The organism is Terrimonas rubra, assembly GCF_042686025.1.
Lineage (GTDB): Bacteria > Bacteroidota > Bacteroidia > Chitinophagales > Chitinophagaceae > Terrimonas > Terrimonas rubra.
Genome location: NZ_JBHUOZ010000003.1, coordinates 1930551 through 1950491 on the forward strand (window position 1 = coordinate 1930551; position 19941 = coordinate 1950491).

The 19941-nt window shown below is 42.5% G+C and carries 19 protein-coding genes and 5 tRNA genes; all 24 read right to left on the reverse strand.

Translation table 11 applies throughout. The features are described 5' to 3' along the window. Positions 1 to 26: 26 nt before the first annotated feature. A complete protein-coding gene (locus ACFS6H_RS17380) occupies positions 27 to 2543 on the reverse strand; it encodes a DNA gyrase/topoisomerase IV subunit A (protein ID WP_386101933.1) in 2517 nt (838 codons plus the stop codon). 22 nt (positions 2544 to 2565) lie between these two features. After that, positions 2566 to 2919, reverse strand: a complete 354-nt coding sequence (locus ACFS6H_RS17385; RefSeq protein WP_386101936.1) for a DUF4260 domain-containing protein — start codon at positions 2917 to 2919, stop codon at positions 2566 to 2568. Between the two features lie 27 nt (positions 2920 to 2946). Then, positions 2947 to 3333: an SMU1112c/YaeR family gloxylase I-like metalloprotein gene (gene gloA2 / locus ACFS6H_RS17390; RefSeq protein WP_386101939.1), complete on the reverse strand. Its 387-nt coding sequence runs from the start codon at positions 3331 to 3333 to the stop codon at positions 2947 to 2949. Beyond that, positions 3333 to 4181 carry a DUF1835 domain-containing protein gene (locus tag ACFS6H_RS17395; RefSeq protein ID WP_386101942.1) on the reverse strand — a complete coding sequence of 283 codons (849 nt, stop codon included), beginning with the start codon at positions 4179 to 4181 and terminating at the stop codon, positions 3333 to 3335. Before ACFS6H_RS17395 ends, gloA2 begins: the two co-directional genes overlap by 1 nt. 81 nt (positions 4182 to 4262) lie before the next feature. Continuing rightward, on the reverse strand, positions 4263 to 4574 hold the full coding sequence (locus ACFS6H_RS17400) for a four helix bundle protein (protein WP_386101945.1): 312 nt from the start codon (positions 4572 to 4574) through the stop codon (positions 4263 to 4265). Between the two features lie 31 nt (positions 4575 to 4605). Beyond that, positions 4606 to 6504 carry a DNA topoisomerase IV subunit B gene (locus tag ACFS6H_RS17405; protein WP_386101948.1) on the reverse strand — a complete coding sequence of 633 codons (1899 nt, stop codon included), beginning with the start codon at positions 6502 to 6504 and terminating at the stop codon, positions 4606 to 4608. Between the two features lie 260 nt (positions 6505 to 6764). Then, entirely contained in the window at positions 6765 to 7454 is a 690-nt protein-coding gene (locus ACFS6H_RS17410; RefSeq protein ID WP_386101951.1) for a porin family protein, read from the reverse strand. A 169-nt stretch (positions 7455 to 7623) separates the two neighbouring features. Continuing rightward, the gene (gene rplL / locus ACFS6H_RS17415) at positions 7624 to 7998 is read right to left on the reverse strand and encodes a 50S ribosomal protein L7/L12 (protein ID WP_386101954.1); all 375 of its coding nucleotides are present in this window, start codon (positions 7996 to 7998) and stop codon (positions 7624 to 7626) included. Positions 7999 to 8234: 236 nt separating this feature from the next. Then, the gene (gene rplJ / locus ACFS6H_RS17420) at positions 8235 to 8768 is read right to left on the reverse strand and encodes a 50S ribosomal protein L10 (protein ID WP_386101957.1); all 534 of its coding nucleotides are present in this window, start codon (positions 8766 to 8768) and stop codon (positions 8235 to 8237) included. Between the two features lie 69 nt (positions 8769 to 8837). After that, positions 8838 to 9533 (reverse strand): 50S ribosomal protein L1, encoded by a 696-nt coding sequence (gene rplA / locus ACFS6H_RS17425; RefSeq protein WP_386101960.1) that lies wholly within the window; start codon positions 9531 to 9533, stop codon positions 8838 to 8840. A 54-nt stretch (positions 9534 to 9587) separates the two neighbouring features. Further along, positions 9588 to 10031 (reverse strand): 50S ribosomal protein L11, encoded by a 444-nt coding sequence (gene rplK / locus ACFS6H_RS17430; protein ID WP_386101963.1) that lies wholly within the window; start codon positions 10029 to 10031, stop codon positions 9588 to 9590. 168 nt (positions 10032 to 10199) lie between these two features. Beyond that, complete coding sequence (locus ACFS6H_RS17435) at positions 10200 to 11138, reverse strand: PKD domain-containing protein (protein ID WP_386101966.1); 939 nt, start codon at positions 11136 to 11138, stop codon at positions 10200 to 10202. 143 nt (positions 11139 to 11281) lie between these two features. Then, positions 11282 to 13123, reverse strand: a complete 1842-nt coding sequence (locus ACFS6H_RS17440) for an LTA synthase family protein (RefSeq protein WP_386101969.1) — start codon at positions 13121 to 13123, stop codon at positions 11282 to 11284. Between the two features lie 97 nt (positions 13124 to 13220). Next, complete coding sequence (nusG, locus tag ACFS6H_RS17445; protein ID WP_386101972.1) at positions 13221 to 13802, reverse strand: transcription termination/antitermination protein NusG; 582 nt, start codon at positions 13800 to 13802, stop codon at positions 13221 to 13223. Positions 13803 to 13808: 6 nt separating this feature from the next. Then, on the reverse strand, positions 13809 to 14003 hold the full coding sequence (secE, locus tag ACFS6H_RS17450; RefSeq protein ID WP_386101975.1) for a preprotein translocase subunit SecE: 195 nt from the start codon (positions 14001 to 14003) through the stop codon (positions 13809 to 13811). 99 nt (positions 14004 to 14102) lie between these two features. After that, positions 14103 to 14173, reverse strand: a tRNA-Trp gene (locus ACFS6H_RS17455). Positions 14174 to 14244: 71 nt separating this feature from the next. Further along, positions 14245 to 15432 carry an elongation factor Tu gene (tuf, locus tag ACFS6H_RS17460; RefSeq protein WP_386101978.1) on the reverse strand — a complete coding sequence of 396 codons (1188 nt, stop codon included), beginning with the start codon at positions 15430 to 15432 and terminating at the stop codon, positions 14245 to 14247. Between the two features lie 146 nt (positions 15433 to 15578). Beyond that, positions 15579 to 15650 (reverse strand) — tRNA-Thr (locus ACFS6H_RS17465). A gap of 78 nt (positions 15651 to 15728) precedes the next feature. Then, positions 15729 to 15801, reverse strand: a tRNA-Gly gene (locus ACFS6H_RS17470). Between the two features lie 112 nt (positions 15802 to 15913). Beyond that, positions 15914 to 15996: transfer RNA gene (locus ACFS6H_RS17475), tRNA-Tyr, on the reverse strand. Positions 15997 to 16031: 35 nt separating this feature from the next. Then, positions 16032 to 16104 (reverse strand) — tRNA-Thr (locus tag ACFS6H_RS17480). Positions 16105 to 16384: 280 nt separating this feature from the next. Further along, positions 16385 to 16957 carry a pentapeptide repeat-containing protein gene (locus ACFS6H_RS17485; RefSeq protein ID WP_386101981.1) on the reverse strand — a complete coding sequence of 191 codons (573 nt, stop codon included), beginning with the start codon at positions 16955 to 16957 and terminating at the stop codon, positions 16385 to 16387. A gap of 128 nt (positions 16958 to 17085) precedes the next feature. Then, the gene (locus ACFS6H_RS17490; protein ID WP_386101984.1) at positions 17086 to 18144 is read right to left on the reverse strand and encodes an arginase family protein; all 1059 of its coding nucleotides are present in this window, start codon (positions 18142 to 18144) and stop codon (positions 17086 to 17088) included. Between the two features lie 46 nt (positions 18145 to 18190). Further along, entirely contained in the window at positions 18191 to 19867 is a 1677-nt protein-coding gene (ftcD, locus tag ACFS6H_RS17495) for a glutamate formimidoyltransferase (RefSeq protein ID WP_386101987.1), read from the reverse strand. Between the last annotated feature and the right edge of the window lie 74 nt (positions 19868 to 19941).

Consider the following 19941-nt stretch of genomic DNA (forward strand, 5'->3'; position numbering starts at 1 on the left):
TCAACACAATAAAGACGCCAGTTTTATTAAAACAGCTCCGTTTGGTTTTTATTGGTCTCTTCTTGTATCCATTCCATCTGTACAGTCTTGGTATAATCTACCAACTTGGCGCCTACCGCTTTCCAGCCCATGACATCGGTCATTTTGGCTACTTTGAATTTGGCCTTTCTTACCTGGTCGCCCCTGCCCGACTGAACCGCTAATACCGGCTCTGGTGCAGTAGAAACAGCTTCTACATAGTTACCATCCCCGTCTTTAATGAACATGAATTTGTTCTTCAACGTGGTGGTCTCGATCTTAAAACGTTTTACATTGAACTGCAGGTTCTTTTTATCCAGGTAGATAGCCGTAATTACTTTATCGGCATCAAAACGTTCGATCAGCACAATATTCTCCGTATCAAAACGCTGGGTCATCTCCTGGTCGGTGATCATATAGTTACCATCACGGAAGATCACCAGCAAACGGTCATCCGGTTCAAAACTGCCTAATAAAGTTCCTTTTTCCTCGGTATTCAGGCGGCCGAACTTATCATCAAACCAAAGCTTTTTACCACTTAAGGTTGCACGCCCGGCTTCTTTGAATTTAACCGATTTGATGGGGTATTTGGTTACCTGGTTCCCCATGCTGCTACGGCCTTTGATACCCAATTCTTCGAAGTAAAAATCAAACTCTTTGTTCCGGGCAGAAGAGCCGGGGGTGAGTAATATTTTTACCACTTCCGCCTCACCATTAGGATTAACGGTAAAGTACAGTACCTTGCTCTTATCATCACCCTTGGTCAGGTCATATTCTTTATCACGGGTTACACCGGTAACATTGAAACGTTTGGCATAACTCACTCCACCTTTACCATCGGCATAGATCATGTTATAAGTAGTACGCTCATCATTTTTCTGGAATACGGCCGCGTGAATAATATCTTTACCAATGAACACTTTATCCTGCACTTTCACCACCTTCATCATACCACGCTTGGTAAATACAATGATATCATCCAGGTCAGAACATTCAAATAACAGTTCGTCTTTTTTCAGACCGGTACCGATAAAGCCTTCTTCCCTGTTAATGTACAGCTTGGTATTGGCAATGGCCACAAACTTGGCTTCGATCACTTCAAACTGTTTGATCTCGGTTTTACGTTCACGTCCTTTACCATATTTTTTCAGCAGGTTATCATAGTAGGCCACCGCAAAATCAACCAGGTTGGCCAGGTCATGTTTTACCTGTTTGATCTCGGCTTCCAGGCCTTTGATCTGGTTGATCAGGTCGTCAATATCCAGTTTGTAAATACGGCGAACCGGTTTTTCCGTGAGCTTCACAATATCTTCACGGGTAATATCACGTTTCAGCTGTTTGGTAAACGGTACAAAGGCTTTGGCAATAGCTTCCAGCACCTTGTCCCAGGTTTCATGTTTCTTTTCTAATTCCTTATATATCTTTTCTTCAAAGAAGATTTTTTCCAGCGAAGTAAAATGCCATTTTTCCTGTAACTCGGCCAGTTTGATCTGCAATTCCTTCTCCAGTAAACTTTTTGTATTTTCTGTAGAGATGTTCAGCAGTTCATTCACGGTTAAGAATACCGGCCTCTGGTCCACGATCACACAGGCATTGGGCGAAATAGAGACCTCACAATCGGTGAATTTGTATAAGGCATCAATCGTAATATCGGCGGAGATGCCCGGAGCAAGATCAACCAATATTTCTACATTGGCGGCAGTAGTATCGGTTACTTTTTTAATTTTTATTTTTCCCTGGTCATTGGCTTTTACTATACTATCCATTAAAGTAGAGGTGGTAACACCATAAGGCACACTGCGTATAGCCAGTGTTTTTTTATCGACCTCTTCGATAACGGCCCTTACTTTTACTTTACCGCCGCGTTTACCCTGATTATAATCGGCAACATCCACCATACCACCGGTCTGGAAATCGGGGAACAGTTCAAATTTTTTACCGCGCAGGCATTTGATGGAAGCCTCAATTAATTCACAAAAGTTATGGGGTAAAATTTTTGTAGACAAGCCTACCGCAATACCATCGGCTCCCTGTGCCAGCAGCAAAGGGAATTTCATGGGAAGGGTCACGGGCTCGTTTTTACGGCCATCGTAACTTACCTGCCATTCCGTGGTTTTATTATTAAACGCTACATCTAAGGCAAATTTGCTCAAACGGGCCTCAATATAACGGGGGGCTGCCGCATCATCACCGGTACGTACATCGCCCCAGTTACCCTGGGTATCGATCAGCAGGTCCTTTTGCCCCATGTTCACCAGTGCATCACCAATACTGGCATCACCATGCGGGTGATATTGCATGGCCTGTCCAATGATATTGGCTACCTTATTGTACCGGCCATCATCCATTTCCTTCATGGCATGAAGTATACGACGCTGTACGGGTTTTAATCCATCCTCAATGGCTGGTACGGCCCTTTCCAGTATTACATAGGAAGCATAGTCTAAAAACCAGTTCTGGTACTGGCCATATAATCCTGATTTGTTCTCGGTTACTAATACCGCTTTATTTTTTGAAGCACTCATTATTTTCCGCTAAATATTTTAATTATTTCTTACCTATTTCACCCAAGTGGGTAAACTTAAACCCTTCTCGTAATTTTAATCCATACCCGAATAACCTGTCCATGGATGAGTGGCCGAACAGTACCAATCCTATACAAAGAACAGTTGTATTACCCAGTATCCACCCACCTATCATTACAGCTACAGCAATAGCTTTATGATGAAACAGGTTGTAGATGATGCCGCCTGTTTTATTACCGGCTGCATAACCGATCATACTGATGTCTGGCCCCAGCAACAGCAACAGGTACCACCACCAATCAGCTTGTAGCCGGTAGAGCACATAAGCGCTGGCTACCCACATGGCCAATTCTTCCAGTTGAACCAGTTTTTTCATTGTATTGGTTTATTTACAAATAAAATTTTACTGCTCATACATTTCCAATGGCTGTCCATCCGGGTCATAAAAGAAAAAGAACTTTTTACCGGTCAACCCGTCAACACGTATAGGTTGCGGTGTTATACCTTTTTGCTGCAAATGCCCGAAGACCGCCTTAATATCCGTTACGGCAAAAGCCAGGTGCCTTAATCCTTTTGCTTCCGGGTAAGATGCTCTTTCCTTGGCTTCGGGGAAAGAGAAAAGCTCAATTTGGTACAGGCCGTTAATGGCCAGGTCCAGTTTGTACGAATCCCTTTCAGCCCGGTAGGTTTCTGCTATGATGCTAAACCCCAGAACTTCGGTGTAAAATGTTTTACTAACCTGGTAGTTGGTAGTGATAATGGCAATATGGTGAACAGCTGTAATAAACATTACCCGGCAATTTCCGCGCTGGCTGCAGCCTCTGTTTTTGCTGTACCGGCCAGTTTTACATCAAAATCCTTCCAGCCTTTGTTCACATCACCATTCGCTTCCACCTTACCTTCAGCAATAAGTGTTTTTAAACGCCACATAATGAACACATCACCCGTTTTGATCTTCATACGGTTTAAGGTATTGCTCAACACCCGCCAGGATTTTTGCCATTCTGCTGTAATATTTTTCAATATTTCCGCATCATAGAATGTTTCGGGCTGATTGGCAATTTTTTTACCGCCTTCCAACGAACGTACAATAGCATTATCCTCTGTTAGTTTTTTCCATTCATCGGGGTCTACCTCAAACTCACTTAAGGTAATGGGCCTGCATAATTTTTTTGCCTTTAAAAATTCAGAAGGCTGAATTTCGTGTAACCAGGAAGGATAGAATATTTGTCCTTTTTCGTTAATAAAAGGCAGGTTATTCATATACAACACCATGATCCGCCCCTGGTATTCCTTAAACTGCGGCATCAGCCAGTAGTACCCGCATACATCATGCTGGTTCTGTCCCATCCACAACCATATGTGTTCCTCCGGATTTTCATCCAGGCGTTTTTTCAGGTTATGCACGGTCAGTTTATCATCCACAATATCCGTCTGCTCCGCATAGGGTGAGTTCTCCAGTAACTGTTTCCACCAATCCCGGCGTAACTGGTAACCCTCGGCTTCATAAATGGCCTGTATGGGCCCAACCGCATAGTCATCCTTGATCTGTACCACATCGCCGGCAAGCGTTTCATCCAGTGTTATCACCTGCTGCATTAAGGCTACTTCTGATTCGTTAAAAACAATGTGTATCATTCTAATTAATAATTAGTAATTAAGAATTAATAATTCAATCTCCTTTTTCTTTGACAGTATTTAAAATAGCTGTCAGGATCTTTACAGTTCATCGCAATCAGTTATTAATGATAATGCCAGCTTATTTTCAAGCATTGCGGCATCATTTAATAATCTCAACCAATATTTAGTTTCCCTCGCTTCCCGGTAAGCTATTTCCAGTTTATGTTTAAAATCTTTTTTTGACGATCCTCCCATTGCTTCTTCCACATTCGCACCAATGGAAGTCCCACATCGTAAAAGCTGGGAACATAATGCCAGATCAACTTTATTTGATTTCAAATGCAAATAGAGTTTAATTATTCTTAACCCAAATGCATAAGATTTATTGGCAATAACGTTATCGTCCTTCATAACGCAATTATTAATTACTAATTTTTAATTGCTAATTAGCCTCTTCTACTGCTTCATCAATCTCCACCTTCAGGTTATTGATAATAAATTCCTGCCTGTCCATGGTGTTCTTACCCATGTAATACTCCAATAATTGCTGGATATGATCGCCTTCCTCCACACGCATCATCTGTTTACGCATGTCCTCGCCAATGAACTGGGCAAATTCGTTAGGACTGATCTCACCCAGACCTTTAAAGCGGGTGATCTCGGGCTTGCCACCTAATTTTTTGATGGCTTTTTGTTTCTCCGCTTCATCAAAACAATAGATGGTTTCCTGTTTGTTCCGCACCCGGAATAAAGGTGTTTCCAGCACATATACCTTACCATGTTTTACCAGATCGGGGAAAAACTGTAAGAAGAAGGTCATTAACAGTAAACGGATGTGCATACCGTCCACATCGGCATCGGTAGCGATCACAATATTGTTGAAACGCAGGCCTTCCATCCCTTCTTCGATATTCAGGGCATGCTGCAGTAAGTTGAACTCCTCATTTTCGTATACTACTTTTTTGGTAAGACCATAACTGTTCAACGGCTTACCTCGTAAACTGAACACCGCCTGGGTATCTACATTTCTCGATTTGGTAATAGATCCGCTTGCACTATCACCCTCCGTAATAAATATGGTGGTCTCCTGCTGGCGGGCAATAAATTCTTCCCTGTTTTTAACCGGTGGTTCATCGTTCAGGTGATAGCGGCAGTCGCGCAGTTTTTTATTATGCAGGTTAGCTTTTTTTGCTCTTTCATTAGCCAGTTTTTTAATACCGGCCATATCCTTACGTTCGCGTTCGCTTTGCTCGATCCGTTTTTTTAACGCTTCGGCCAGCGTTGGATTTTTGTGCAGGTAGTTATCTAACTCCTTTGTCAAAAAGTCCATCATGAACTGGCGCATACTCGGGCCGTTTATATCCACATTGGTAGATCCCAGTTTTGTTTTGGTCTGTGACTCAAATACCGGCTCTACTACCCTTACCGAGATCGCTGCCACAATACCCGTACGGATATCTGAGGCATCATAATCTTTCTTAAAGAAATCACGGATGGTTTTCACATAGGCTTCCCTGAAAGCCTGCTGGTGCGTACCACCCTGGGTAGTATGCTGACCGTTTACAAAGCTGTAAAGATCCTCGCCATAATCGTTATTATGGGTAATGGCCAGCTCAATATCGTTGCCTTTTAAATGAATAATGGGATAACGTATCTCATCTTCATTCGTTTTCTTTTGCAGCAGGTCCAGCAAACCATTTTTACTGATATAGCTTTTACCGTTAAATACAAATTTCAACCCTGCATTTAAGAAACAGTAGTTCCATATCTGGTTTTCCAAAAACTCAGGATGAAACTTAAAGTTTTTGAAGATGGTATCGTCCGGAACAAAGGTTACCATGGTACCATTTGATTCTTTGGTTGCGGTTTCCTTATGTTCCCTGGTTAATTGTCCGCGTTCAAATTCGGCGGTCTTTTCCTTACCCTCCCTTACTGCGGTTACCTTAAAGTAGTTGCTTAAGGCATTTACAGCCTTGGTACCCACACCATTTAAACCCACTGATTTCTGGAAGGCTTTGCTATCGTATTTGGCACCTGTATTGATCTTACTTACCACATCCACCACTTTACCCAACGGAATACCACGGCCATAGTCACGCACCGTTACCTGCTTATTGTCAATACTGATCTCTACGGACTTACCATGCCCCATGGTGTATTCGTCAATACAGTTATCCACCACCTCTTTTACCAGTACATATATACCATCATCCGGTGATGAGCCATCGCCCAGTTTACCAATATACATACCCGGCCTTAACCGTATATGTTCTTTCCAGTCCAGGCTCTTGATACTGTCTTCGTTGTAACTAAACATTCCAGCTTCTTGTTCTTTTGCCATATCGTCGTTTCTAAATTATGTAAAGGTTTTTCAACCTGGTTTTATATACTTTTTCTTCTTTCCGGCCGCTGAGCCGGCCCACACTCATTATTTCTTCCAAACCTTTGCCCGTACTATATTTCGCCGGGAATGGTTACACCGGGTCAATCAGGCAAATATAATAAATACGCCCCAAATGCTAACAATTTTAGTTATCAACTTTTGTGGAAAAACATGGGTTGATTATTAATGCAGACAGCAGTTGTCCCGGCTAAAATACCTTAAAACAGGTAGCCTGCCATTATGCCCAGGTTACGGTTATAGTATTCGTATGTATTGGTGGTATTTGCCGGCGAACGCCCGATATTCTGTAAGCCCGGTTCATATACAACCGATAAGGTGTATTTTTTATACCGCAGCCCGCCGCCAAAGCTTAAACCGTTGTCAAACCTCTTATAACCATCACTGCTGAAACTGTTTGTTTTAATCCTGGTATCTTCCATGGCATTACGGGTAGTGGTTGTTTTTACCGTGTGTTTACCGGCAATACCATAAGCCAGGTAGGCGCCTGCATGAACTGTTGCACTTAGTTCCCGGTAAATAGTAATATCATAACCCAGCCGGACCGGTAATTGCAGGTATAGTAAGTTGAGCGAACTATTGGTGAAGGTTATGGGTGGATTGGTTCCCCCGATCCATGTATCTGCTTTAGCATGTTTAATGCCTTTGGTCGTAATGCTCATACCAGATTCTACATACAATCCCTTCCAAACCGTATAAGAGGCCGTAGCACCTGCCTGGAAGCCCGGTTTTACGGATCCGGCGGCCAGGATATAATCGGCCTTCTCATGGCCCCGGGAAAGGTTTAAGCCGGCGTTAACACCTAAACGCCATGGGTGGGTTTGAGCCAGTAACGTAGTGGAAATAATGATACAGCCAATTAGTAATAACTGTTTTAACAATATACTCATACAACCGTTAAAAGTTTGGCCAAATGTAGTAAAGAAGCAGCAAGATGGGAAGAAGTCTTATTGCTTGTTAATAAAATAGTTATACAGTTATATCCCCATCGTAAAAGCCCTGTAAAAACAAAACCCGTTCAGTAACTGAACGGGTTTGTATATGTTGAATAAGCTATAATTAAGCGATTTCAACTTCTGCACCAGCTTCTTTCAGCTTAGCAGCGATATCTTCAGCTTCTGCTTTAGATACACCTTCTTTAACAGGCTTAGGAGCAGTATCTACTAACTCTTTAGCTTCTTTAAGACCTAAACCGGTTAAGTCTTTAACCAATTTAACTACGTTTAATTTAGAAGCACCACCGTTTTTCAGGATTACGTCGAATGCAGTTTTTTCTTCAGCTGCTGCACCACCGCCATCACCACCAGCTGCTACTACAACTGCTGCTGCTGCAGGCTCGATACCGTATTCTGATTTTAAGAAATCAGCTAATTCCTGTACTTCTTTAACTGTAAGAGCTACAAGGCTCTCTGCTAATGCTTTTACGTCTGCCATTTTGTAAAATTTTTTCCGCCTTCATTGTTTATCACTCCGGCGGAGGGTTTAAAAAAATTTGTTCTCCCTAACCGGCCCGAAGGCCTTTCAAATCCGCCAGGGATAAGCGGATTAATTATTTTATTTTGCCTGACACCTCTTGTTTATATAACCATTACCTGTTGACCAGGGAACGGAACGATAAACGGAGCGTCGCAACCTCAGCTCCACCAGGGAACTGAAGCCGGTAACAAAAATTACTCTGCCGGAGCCGCTTCTGTTGTTGCAGCAGCGCCTTCTTTTTGCTCGTGGTGGTGCAATAAAGCAGCCAGTACACGTTTTGCAGGAGATTGTAACAAACCGATAACTTCGCCGATAAGCTCGTTTTTGGTTTTGATTTTGGTCAGTGTAACCAGGTTTTCATCACCACTGTACACATCACCATTGATGAACGCAGCTTTTAACTCAGGTTTGGTTTTGTTACCTTCTTTGCGGAAAGCACTTAAAATTAAAGCCGGTTCTTTAGGGTTTTCAGAAAACAATAAAGCCGTTACTTTATTTAATGAATCGTATACACCACTGTATTTTTCAGCGTCGATAGATTCCAAAGCTTTTTTGATCAGGGTGTTTTTAGCCACCTTCATTTCTACCTGTTTGTCAAAACAGGCGCGGCGTAATTTACCTACCTGCTCAACAGTTAACGATTCAGTATCGGTAACGTAGAAGTTATTGTATTGAGAGAATTTGCCTTTCAGCAATTCAATCACTTCGTTTTTTTCTTGCTTAGTCATTTTATTAAGATTTTGACTGTTCTGTTAATGAGGTTTGTTGTGTTCAACATGCATTGAACGGCAACAATCTTAGTGAATAAATGCTTTTGTATCAACAGCAATGCCAGGGCTCATAGAGCTGGCCATGCTAATGCCTTTCAGGTAAGTACCTTTGGCAGTTGCAGGTTTTGCTTTAATGATAGCGTTGATAAACTCCTGGCTGTTTTCTACGATTTTCTCGGGTGAAAAACTTACACGGCCGATAGAAGCGTGAATGATACCGGTTTTGTCAACTTTAAAAGCGATTTTACCACCTTTTACTTCGTTAACGGCAGCAGCCACATCGTTAGTTACTGTACCGGTTTTAGGGTTTGGCATTAAGTTACGAGGACCTAATACTTTACCTAATTTACCAATTTTAGGCATTACGGCAGGTGTAGCGATGATTACATCGATATCTGTCCAGCCACCTTCAATTTTGGTTACAAATTCGTCCAGACCTACATAATCAGCACCTGCTTCCTGAGCAGCCGCTTCTTTATCAGGAGTACAAAGAACCAGTACTCTTTTGGTTTTACCGGTACCGTGAGGTAAGGTTACTGTACCGCGGATAGCCTGGTCGGCTTTTTTAGGATCTACGCCTAAACGTACGTGTAAATCAACAGAAGCGTCAAATTTGGCGGTGTTGATTTCTTTCACTAAAGAAGAAGCATCTTTAAGTGAGTAAGCTTTATCAGCGTTAACTTTTCCGTTAACAGCTTTTCTTTTTTTGCTAATGAATGCCATGATAAATTCGTTTTAAAAAGTTCTTGTTACTGGTTGTGTGAACCAAGCGTATGCTTAGTTTTCCCAAGGTGCTTTACCTTCCACGTTAAGACCCATACTGCGGGCAGTACCGGCTACCATTTTCATGGCGCTTTCTACAGTAAAACAGTTTAAATCGGGCATTTTGTCTTTAGCAATTGCCTCAATTTGCTCCCAGTTTACTTTGCCTACTTTCGCACGGTTGCTTTCTTTAGAACCTTTTTGAATTTTAGCAGCTTCCATCAGCTGAATTGCTGCGGGAGGAGTTTTAATAACAAACTCAAAGCTTTTGTCGGAGAATACGGTAATTAATACAGGAAGTATTTTACCTGGTTTGTCCTGCGTTCTTGCATTGAATTGCTTACAGAATTCCATGATGTTAACACCTTTGGAACCTAGAGCCGGACCGATGGGAGGTGCTGGATTAGCCTGGCCTCCTTTACACTGTAGCTTCACATAGCCACTGATTTCTTTTGCCATTTCGTTTTAGATTTATTGGTTCAAGCGACCCATTCCAATTGGAAACGGGTCTCCCAAATTCCTCACAGCCTGTTTACAACAGGTATCGAAAGAACTAATTGGGGGTGCAAAGGTAAGAAAAAACCTATTGCACCCCCAATTTTTATAAAAATTCTTTTAAATACGGCCTTATTGATACTCAATCACCAGTTTAGGAACCTTGGTTTGGTTAATAGGCGAATGACTGGAAACAAATAGGCGGCTTGTTAAGATTGTTTCATTTACCAGTTTCAGTAAAAAGCCATAATTGGCGTTATTACTAACCATTGAAGCCACTATATTTTTTACATCAACATTCACGTCAAGGCTGGATGAAGTGGTTGACGGTACTATTACCTGGTTAGCGGTATTACCGGCAGGCTGATTAAACCAGGTTAAACCCGGATAAGTCCAACTGGCACTAGCCTGCTGTACGGCAAAGGAGTTATTGGCACCATAATTCGCATCAACCAAGTTCCCGTTTAAAACGGGCGGCGGATAAGAAAACAACTGGAGTTTTGCACTAACAATGGTAGCTGTAGCAGGAATACTGCTTAAATCAAATTTTAATATGCCTCTTGCAGAGTAAGGACGGCCGTTTTTTGTCCAGGCTACAAGTGCAATGTCGGGACTTACAGGCGAGGTTTCGTCCGCACCATCATAATTCACGAGTTTTATATCACCCGGACTATTCCGGGGAGCTAACGTAAGCGTAGTAATGGTGGTTTCGGGGTTCAGTACATTTACTTTCAGGGTATCAACGCCGGTGGCTCCGCCATCATCGGTAACCATTAATTGAAAAGTATAGGTACCGGCTACCAGATCTTTAATAACTGTAGAGGGTGATCCGGGGTTAACAATAACCGTTTCTTTCGGCCCGTTTACCTGGCTCCATAAATAGGCCACCACCTCACCATCGGCGTCGGCGCCCGAGCCGTTCACGGTAACAGTGTTGGTGGGTAAGGTAATTGTTTGCGAGGCTCCTGCATTTGCAACAGGAACACTGTTGTTCAGGTAATCATTTTCTTTCTGACACGAAAAGAATACAATAGCGGTACTGATGGTAAGAATGATGTGCTTGAAATTCATGGTGGTATTTTATAAGTATAACAAAACTAATAATTTAGAATAAGATGTTCAAACATACGCAGGAGAATTTTATTGTTTTTACCGGTTAAACCTATTTTATAACGGTTGAGTAAAATGATTTTAACATTTGTTTAATACAAATCCTATTTCTTCAAATAATCCTCATACATTTTCTGGAAGATGGCTTTGGCCGGCTGCAGGTTTCTATCAGAAGCATCCCCTATCGATTCCACAATACGTTTGGCTACGATATCAAATATCAAGCGTGATGAATCGGTGGCAAAACCCAGTCCGTCTTTATAATTGAACGAAGCCCAGTGCAGCGCTGTTGAGTCGGCCAGGTTTTTACTGAAAGGAAACAGGCCTTTACCAATGCCGAACTGCGAGGACAAAGTAGTAGCCAGGTCAATTTGTGACCCTACATGTGTTACTACCTTATTGGTTTGCTTTAACGCACCACCTAACCACAACATCGGGGTTCTGAAATTATCGGCCCGGTGGCCGGTTTCGGGTTTTGGATGGCCATGATCACCGATCATTACGATAACGGTATTATTCCACCAGGCCTGCTTTTTACACTGTTCAATAAAATCACCGATCACCGCATCCGTATAATGCAGGGAGTTCAGGAATTTATTAGTTATATCCTCGCCATGAATAACTGTAGGCACCGGCGTTTCAAAAGGTTCGTGACTGGAAAGTGTAAGCCAGGTTCCGAAAAATGGTTTATTGATCCTTTGCAGCTCCAGTAATACCCGCTGTGCCACCACCCCATCATGAGCGCCCCACTTGGAGTTCATATCAGCGGCAGCAAAGGCCGATTTATCAATAATAGGATTATAACCACCATGCAGCAGGTAGGATTTAATATTGGCAAATTCCGGCTCACCGCCGTAAAAGAAAGGTGTGCTGTACCCTCTTTGCTTATATAAACCGGATAGTAACTGTAGTTTGTTTGATTTGGCCGGATTCTGGATCACCGAGCCTACGGGCAAAGCCGGGTAACCGCTTAAAATAGCCGGTACGCCTTTAGAAGTGCGGTCACCACTGGCGTATATATTACTGAAATATATACCTTCCTGTTTCAGCCGGTTAAAATTAGGGGTAACCTCTTCACCATTTACCTTTGCATGAATGGCTTTTTCGGTAAAACTTTCCCAAATGATCAGTAATACATTCACCGGGGCTCCGGGCCTTGTATTGATCCAGTATTCCTGTTCACCTTTAGCGGCATATAAACTATCGGTTAAAGCCGCTATCTGGGTATCACCCATAAAATGGTAACTCTCCTCCTGCAGGTCATTTTGTTTAACGGTACTCTGTACAAAATTCCATACTGCATTAATGGCACTGTGATTGGCGAAACTATTGGTAGAAAAGTAAACGGAACTCTGGTTCATAGGCGCCAGTTGTAAGCCGCCACGTATAGGAATAATTAACGAAACGGTTACTGCCAGCAATACAAGCGCTGTAACCCACCTGAACCGGTATTGCGGCGGAAAAAAAATATATGTCAGCACCTTTTTAAAGCCGTACCAGCAAAGGGCTACTATGGCAATGAAAAATAAAGTGATCCAGAACAGCGGCAGGTGACTGATAGAAGCATACACTTCCTTGGGATTTGCCAAAAATACCAGTATATCATCATCAATCCTGAAGCCCCAGGCTTCATACAGGGAGCCATCGGATAAAACAATAAACGATACCAGTAAGAACACGATAAAACTGTATACTTTATACGGCTTTATGTTATTAAAATAAGGTATTACCAGCGACAACAGCACCATCAGGCATACAGGAGCTATTAAATAGGCGGTGGCTGAGGCATCCATCCGGAGCCCGTAAAAAAAACTCAGTGCTATATTGGCAACCCCCGCTTCTTTTGCAAGTGTCGGGTTATATACTACAAAAACCAACCTGGCTAAAAAGAATATAACCAGCCATACCAAAAAGTACAGCAGCAGGAACTTCAGTTTATCTTTCATTAATACAATGCAGTTGTTTTATGGCAAACAATTCAGCTTAAAATTCAAAAGCCATCCAAAATTATGGATGGCTTTTGAAAACGAAAAATCAATATGGCTAATTCAGTTTTTCAACCTGCATGTAGTTTAATTCTACAGGAGTTGAACGGCCAAATATTTTTACGGTAACTTTTAATTTTTTCTTCTCATCATTCACCTCTTCAATTACACCATTAAAGTCGTTAAACGGACCTTCAATAATTTTAATGGTTTCGCCAACAATGAAAGGCTCACTCATGCTAACACCACCGGCCTCAGCCATCTCGTCCATCTTACCTAACATCTTATTTACCTCTGCCTTACGCAATGCAATAGGATCATCTTTACCTAAAAAGTGAATAACACTGTTAGTACCACGGATCATATCACGCAGGTCATCGGATAATTTTCCCTCTACTACCTCTACCATTACATAACCGGGGTAATAGTTACGCTCACGCATTACTTTTTTACCGTTGGCTACCTTATACACTTTCTCTACAGGTAAAAAAACCTGTTTTACCATTTCACTCCAGCCACCACGGGATATCTCCTTATCTAAAAGTTCTTTTACTTTACGTTCTTTACCACTAACCACCCGTAGCACAAACCACTTGGTTTCTTGTTCGGCTGGTTGTGTATGTTGAGTAGTTCCTTCCATTACAAATTAGAAAAGTTGTTTATAAACAAAATTCAATGCTCCACCGGTTAAAAAGTCCATCACCCAGATCATAGCTGTGATAATGATGGTAGCAACCAGCACAATCATGGTTGACTGCTGTAACTGATCCCAGTTTGGCCAGGTTACTTTTTCAGTAAGCTCCTTGTAACTGTCCTTAAAATAATTAACAATTTTTGTCATTCCTATTAGGTTTAAAGTCTAAGGTTTAAGGTTTAAAGTGAAAAATACATAAAGTTCAGCAACTGAAACATTAAACTTTAAACAATAAACATCAATCCGCACGGGCACTAGGATTCGAACCCAGATCAAAGGTTTTGGAGACCCGTATGCTACCGTTGCACCATGCCCGTAAAATTCAATTAGCTAATTAGCAAATTTGCTAATTAGCTAATTGATTATTTCAAAGAATTATATCAAATAATTACTTGATGATTTCGGTAACCTGACCGGCACCTACTGTACGTCCACCTTCACGAATCGCAAATTTCAAACCTTTTTCCATTGCGATTGGCTGAATTAAGGTAACGTTGATGCTAGTGTTATCACCAGGCATAACCATCTCAGTTCCTTCGTTTAATTTAACTTCACCAGTTACGTCAGTTGTACGGAAGTAGAACTGAGGACGGTATTTGTTAAAGAAAGGAGTGTGACGACCACCTTCGTCTTTGCTTAATACGTAAACTTCACCTTTAAACTCAGTGTGAGGAGTAATAGAACCTGGTTTTACGATTACCATACCACGACGGATCTGGGTTTTCTCAATACCACGTAATAATAAACCTGCGTTGTCACCAGCTTCACCTTCGTCAAGAATTTTACGGAACATCTCAACACCAGTTACAGTAGAGTTCAGAGGGTTTTCAATTAAACCTACGATCTCAACAGGATCACCGGTTTTGATACGACCTCTTTCGATACGACCTGTAGCAACAGTACCACGACCAGTGATAGAGAATACGTCCTCAACACTCATCAGGAAAGGCAGATCAACCGGGCGGGGAGGTAAAGGAATCCAGTTATCAACTGCATCCATTAACTCTTCGATAGATTTGATCCATTTTTCGTCGCCAGATAAAGCACCGGCAGCAGCACCACGGATAACCGGAGTATTGTCACCATCAAAGCCACGCTTAGATAACTCTTCACGAACTTCAATTTCAACCAGCTCTAATAACTCTTCGTCATCAACCAGGTCAACTTTATTTAAAAATACAACCATTTTAGGTACACCAACCTGTGCAGCCAAAAGGATGTGTTCTTTAGTTTGAGGCATAGGACCGTCAGTAGCAGCTACCACTAAGATAGCACCGTCCATCTGAGCAGCACCAGTGATCATATTTTTCACATAGTCAGCGTGACCAGGACAGTCAACGTGTGCATAGTGACGATTAGCAGTTTCATACTCTACGTGAGCAGTATTGATAGTAATACCTCTCTCTTTTTCTTCAGGAGCTCCATCAATATCATCATATTTTTTTGCCTGCGCCAATCCTTTTTTCGCAAGGATCTCTGTGATAGCAGCAGTCAAAGTGGTTTTACCGTGGTCAACGTGACCAATGGTACCAATGTTTACGTGAGGTTTTTCCCTCTTAAAGGTCTCTTTTGCCATTTTATCGGTTTTTGAGTTGTGTTTTAACTAAATAAAAAATTTATGTTTTAGCCGCCAGCATTACTACTATCAGCTTTACTTGCGACGCTCCGTTCAGGGTTCTGTTCGCTCTTCAGCAGTTGGTACCCATCCCTTAACAAGAGTAGAGCCGTTAGTGAGAATCGAACTCACGACCTCTTCCCTACCAAGGAAGTGCTCTACCACTGAGCTACAACGGCTTTTTGCTTGGATCACTGACCGTTGCTATACTGATGTACATCTTTCAGCATCAATCACTGTTTGTGGTCATTTACCAGAGCGGGAGACCGGGCTCGAACCGGCCACCTGAAGCTTGGAAGGCTACCGCTCTACCAAATGAGCTACTCCCGCTTACATATCCATGATCATACAGGTTATTAACCAACGTACTAACATGTCTGTTTTTAGAAAGAACTTTATAAAATTAGCTAATTAGCAGATCTGCTAATTAGCTAATTGATCGTGGGCAGAGAAGGATTCGAACCTCCGTACTCCGAAGAGAACAGATTTACAGTCTGTCGCCTTTAACCACTCGGCCATCTACCCAAACCAAAGTATCGTTATTGCTAACCATACCTTAGAGCCGAAAACTGGAGTCGAACCAGCGACCTACTGATTACAAATCAGTTGCTCTACCAACTGAGCTATTTCGGCGGTTAACCTATTTAACAGCAATCAGTAGAAAAATCGAACAAGCGACCTCCCCGGTGGTTAACCGGGATGCTCTACCAACTGAGCTATTTTCGGTGTATAAAGAATTTAAAGAACTTTAGTTTTTTCCCTTCTTACGGACAGTACCGTCGTTTTTGGGAAGGCAAAGGTAAGGGAATTTGATAATTGCAAAAACTTTAAATAAACTTTTTTTTTGTTTGTTATCAACGTGTTGTGAATAAGTACCCCTTTGCTGTAAGTTTTTTATTACAACGTACCATTTTTACACCACCCTTATATCGTATTTGGCCAGCAGGCCCATGGCTCCCTGCACCGAAAATTTTGCCTTTTTTATTTTGTTTTTCTCAGGGTCAAGGGTGTACCCGAATGCCGTACCCAGGTCCGCTTTTTCCAGGTTGGTACGGTCAAACATAGCCCCCGACAGATCGCAGCCCGTAAATACCGCCTCACTTATATTGGCTTCGGTAAAATCAACTTCGCTCAGTGTACACTGGTCAAAGATCGTTTTCGGCATTTTACGCTGGTAAAACACCGACATGTTCAACTGGCATTTTTCAAAACCCACTTCAAATAAAAAGTCGCTGCAATGCTCAAAATGTAAACCCAGCATTTTGCAATTCTTAAATTTTACATCTTTAAAAGCTGTCTGCCCCAGTAAAGCCAGGCTCAGGTTACAGGTGTCAAATTCACATTCGGTAAATGCTATCTGGGATAAGTTGGACTGCGTAAAATCACAGTTCTTAAAAGTACAGTTATCATATTCTGCCCTGGGTAAGGGCGCAACCGTGTAATTGATCTTTTCAAAAACCTGATCTTCAATATAATTGGTACTCATTGTAAACAGGATGGTACCGGGTTGGTTTTAATACACCGGTACCATCATGGCAAACATAATTACTTTTTGGAAAAGAAACGCTGCAGGTTCAGGAAGTTCGGGCTTTCAGAGCTGGAAAGATAAACTCCTTATTTATTTTCGTTCTTTAACTCGTTGCGGGCCTGTACAAAATCGGCCACCAGGTAGGCGGCCAGTGAAGCCGGCCCCGAAGTATCTAAAGTGCCCTGCTGCTGCGGAATAGTGCCGCAGATAAACAAATAGGCCGGTTGACTGACCATAGCACTGTAGGCCACAAAACGGCGGGCATGGTTGGCATAAATACCGGTATTGCAGGCATTGGTTTGAATGGAATCCAGGTCAATATCAATACCCGTTAACGTATCAGCAGTAAATTCGGTAGCATGATCCACGGCCTGTATAAAGCTTCGTTTTTCGTTGATAAAAATATCCTCGAAAGTTACGCAATCCATAAAAGGATTATTCACCATATCGTTCCATACATTTTGTGGTAACTGTTTTTCCTGCATTCCCACTACACAGTAACGCTGCAGGTAACCATCCTCTTCGGCATAACGAATGGGGTTACCGCTATGATGCCCTTCCATAGCATGATAACGGCTATGCGTATCCATATTAATACAGTTGATCTGCGCCAGGGCCAGTTTACCCGACTTCAGCCAGCCTTTTGCTGCGCCCTTAATTAACGGATAAGTATTGTTGTGCCCCCCTCCCAGTACAATGGGTATTTTGCCGGCGGCTGTAATTTGTTTGATCACTTCCTCAACTTCTTCGTTCACCGTTTGTACGGCATGGCGGTAAGCTGCTAACTTTTCCTCAGTTCCTTTGGCATTAATATCAATCAGGTATTGTATATCGCCAAAATCAAAATGCCCGAGGATCAGTACATCACTGCCGTCAAAAAAATCATTGCTTTGCAGGTTAACAAAGTATTGAAGGAACGAAACCCACCATGTATCGGCAAAAGCCGTACTATGGTTGGCCCTGATACCAATACTTTCCGGTATACCTATTACCACGTATTTGGCATTACTGGCTGCCAGGGCATCGCCCGGCGCCGTTGTATGATCGGGCAAAGCCTGCACCCGCTCTCCTACCCTTGTTTCAAATTTTTTTACCAGTGTTAACGATAATACATCCTGCTTGCTGTACAATTTTAAATGTTGCATGGGTAGTTTTTTATAATGTTAGTGGACGATTGTTTGCACCGTTAGGCTACAGGCCAATTTTTTGATTGACAACCTGTAAAATTTCCTGCTCGGCCTGTATGGCCTGTTGTTCAATGGCCTGGCCCTGTTTCAACACTTCCTGTACAAATGTTTTATCATCATAGCCTGCTGCATTGATACGTACATTCATAAAAGCGCCTAATACGGCGCTACGGGCACACAAGGCTCCCACCCCGGCATCGGATACAGAATTAGGATTGCCGGTATCGGCCATAGCCTTTATCAGTTCCATGGAGCCATACGCCACCTGCATTACTTTTAAGGGCACTTCAATAGCGTATTTAGTAGCTTCCTGTATAGCAGCAGTGCGGGCCTTTTTTTCCTCTTCCGTTGCCTTGGGCAAACCAAATGCGTTCATGATTTTATTAAAGGCAGCCGTATCTTCATCCACCAGTTTTAATAACTGTGCTTTAGCGGTTTCACCTTTTTCGGCCCAGTCACTAAACTCCTGCCAACGCTCATCCCACCCTTTTTTATGCGATGACAGGTTTGCCACCATAGTGGCCAGCGCTGCGCCTAAAGCCCCCATATATGCGGCAATAGAGCCACCGCCAGGGGCCGGGCTTTCACTCGCCGTTTCATCGGCAAAACCGGCAACGGTCATATTGATCAGCCTGCTGTCTTCCGGCCTGGCCAGTATATATTCTATTATTCTTTCCTCGGGTTTAAAAGGGCTTAGCTCGTCCAGCCCCAAAGATTTTACAGCAATTTTTATCAGTTCCTTTTCGCTTACACCAACAGAACGTTGTTGTTTTTGTAAAAAATATTTACCGGCATCCAGTAATGCTTTCAACGGTACAAGGCCAACCAATTCACTGCCGGTAACCCTTATGCCACGGGCATCGGCTTTTTTGCAGGTTTCATCAAAAGCTATATGAATGGGGGTAATATTCAGGTTAGTCAGGTTAATGGATATCTGGGCAATGCCATACTCTTCAATATACCAGCCAATGGCTTTTACCGATTTTAAACTACCGGGAATGTTTACCGGTTTACCGGCTTCATCGGTTACCACTTTACCGTTCTCTCTTTTTACCCGCCCTGCTTCACGGATATCAAATGCAATGGCATTGGCCCTGCGGGTAGAAGTAGTGTTAAGATTTACATTATACGCCACTAAAAAATCACGTGCGCCTATAACGGTACCACCCCGTTTGGCATCAAATTCGGCAGGACCAAAATCGGGCGCCCATTCGGGTTGTTTTATTTTTTTGAAAAAGCCTTCATATTCACCGGCACGGATCACTGATAAGTTTTTACGGGCAGGGTTGGACTGGGCCGCTTCATATAAATATACCGGAAGGTTTAACTCCTCGCCTACCCTTTTGGCCAGTTGTTGCGCATAACGGGTCGTTTCTTCCATGGTAATATTGGCTATGGGAATTAAAGGGCAAACATCGGTAGCGCCCATACGCGGATGTTCGCCGCTGTGTTTGCTCATATCAATTAATTCTCCCGCTTTTTTTATCGCTAAAAATGCGGCCTCTATCACAGCACCTGGTTCGCCAACAAAAGTTACCACTGTGCGGTTGGTTGCTTTACCGGGGTCCACATTCAGTAACCGAACACCTTCTACCGATTCAATTTCATCTGTTATTTGTTTTATTATTTGCAGGTTAACTCCTTCGCTAAAATTGGGAACGCACTCGATAATGGGCTGCATAGATTGTTTTTTGTGAGCAAATCGTTTGAAGCGGTTTTTTACAGGTAAAACCGGTAATAGACAAGGTAGCAAAA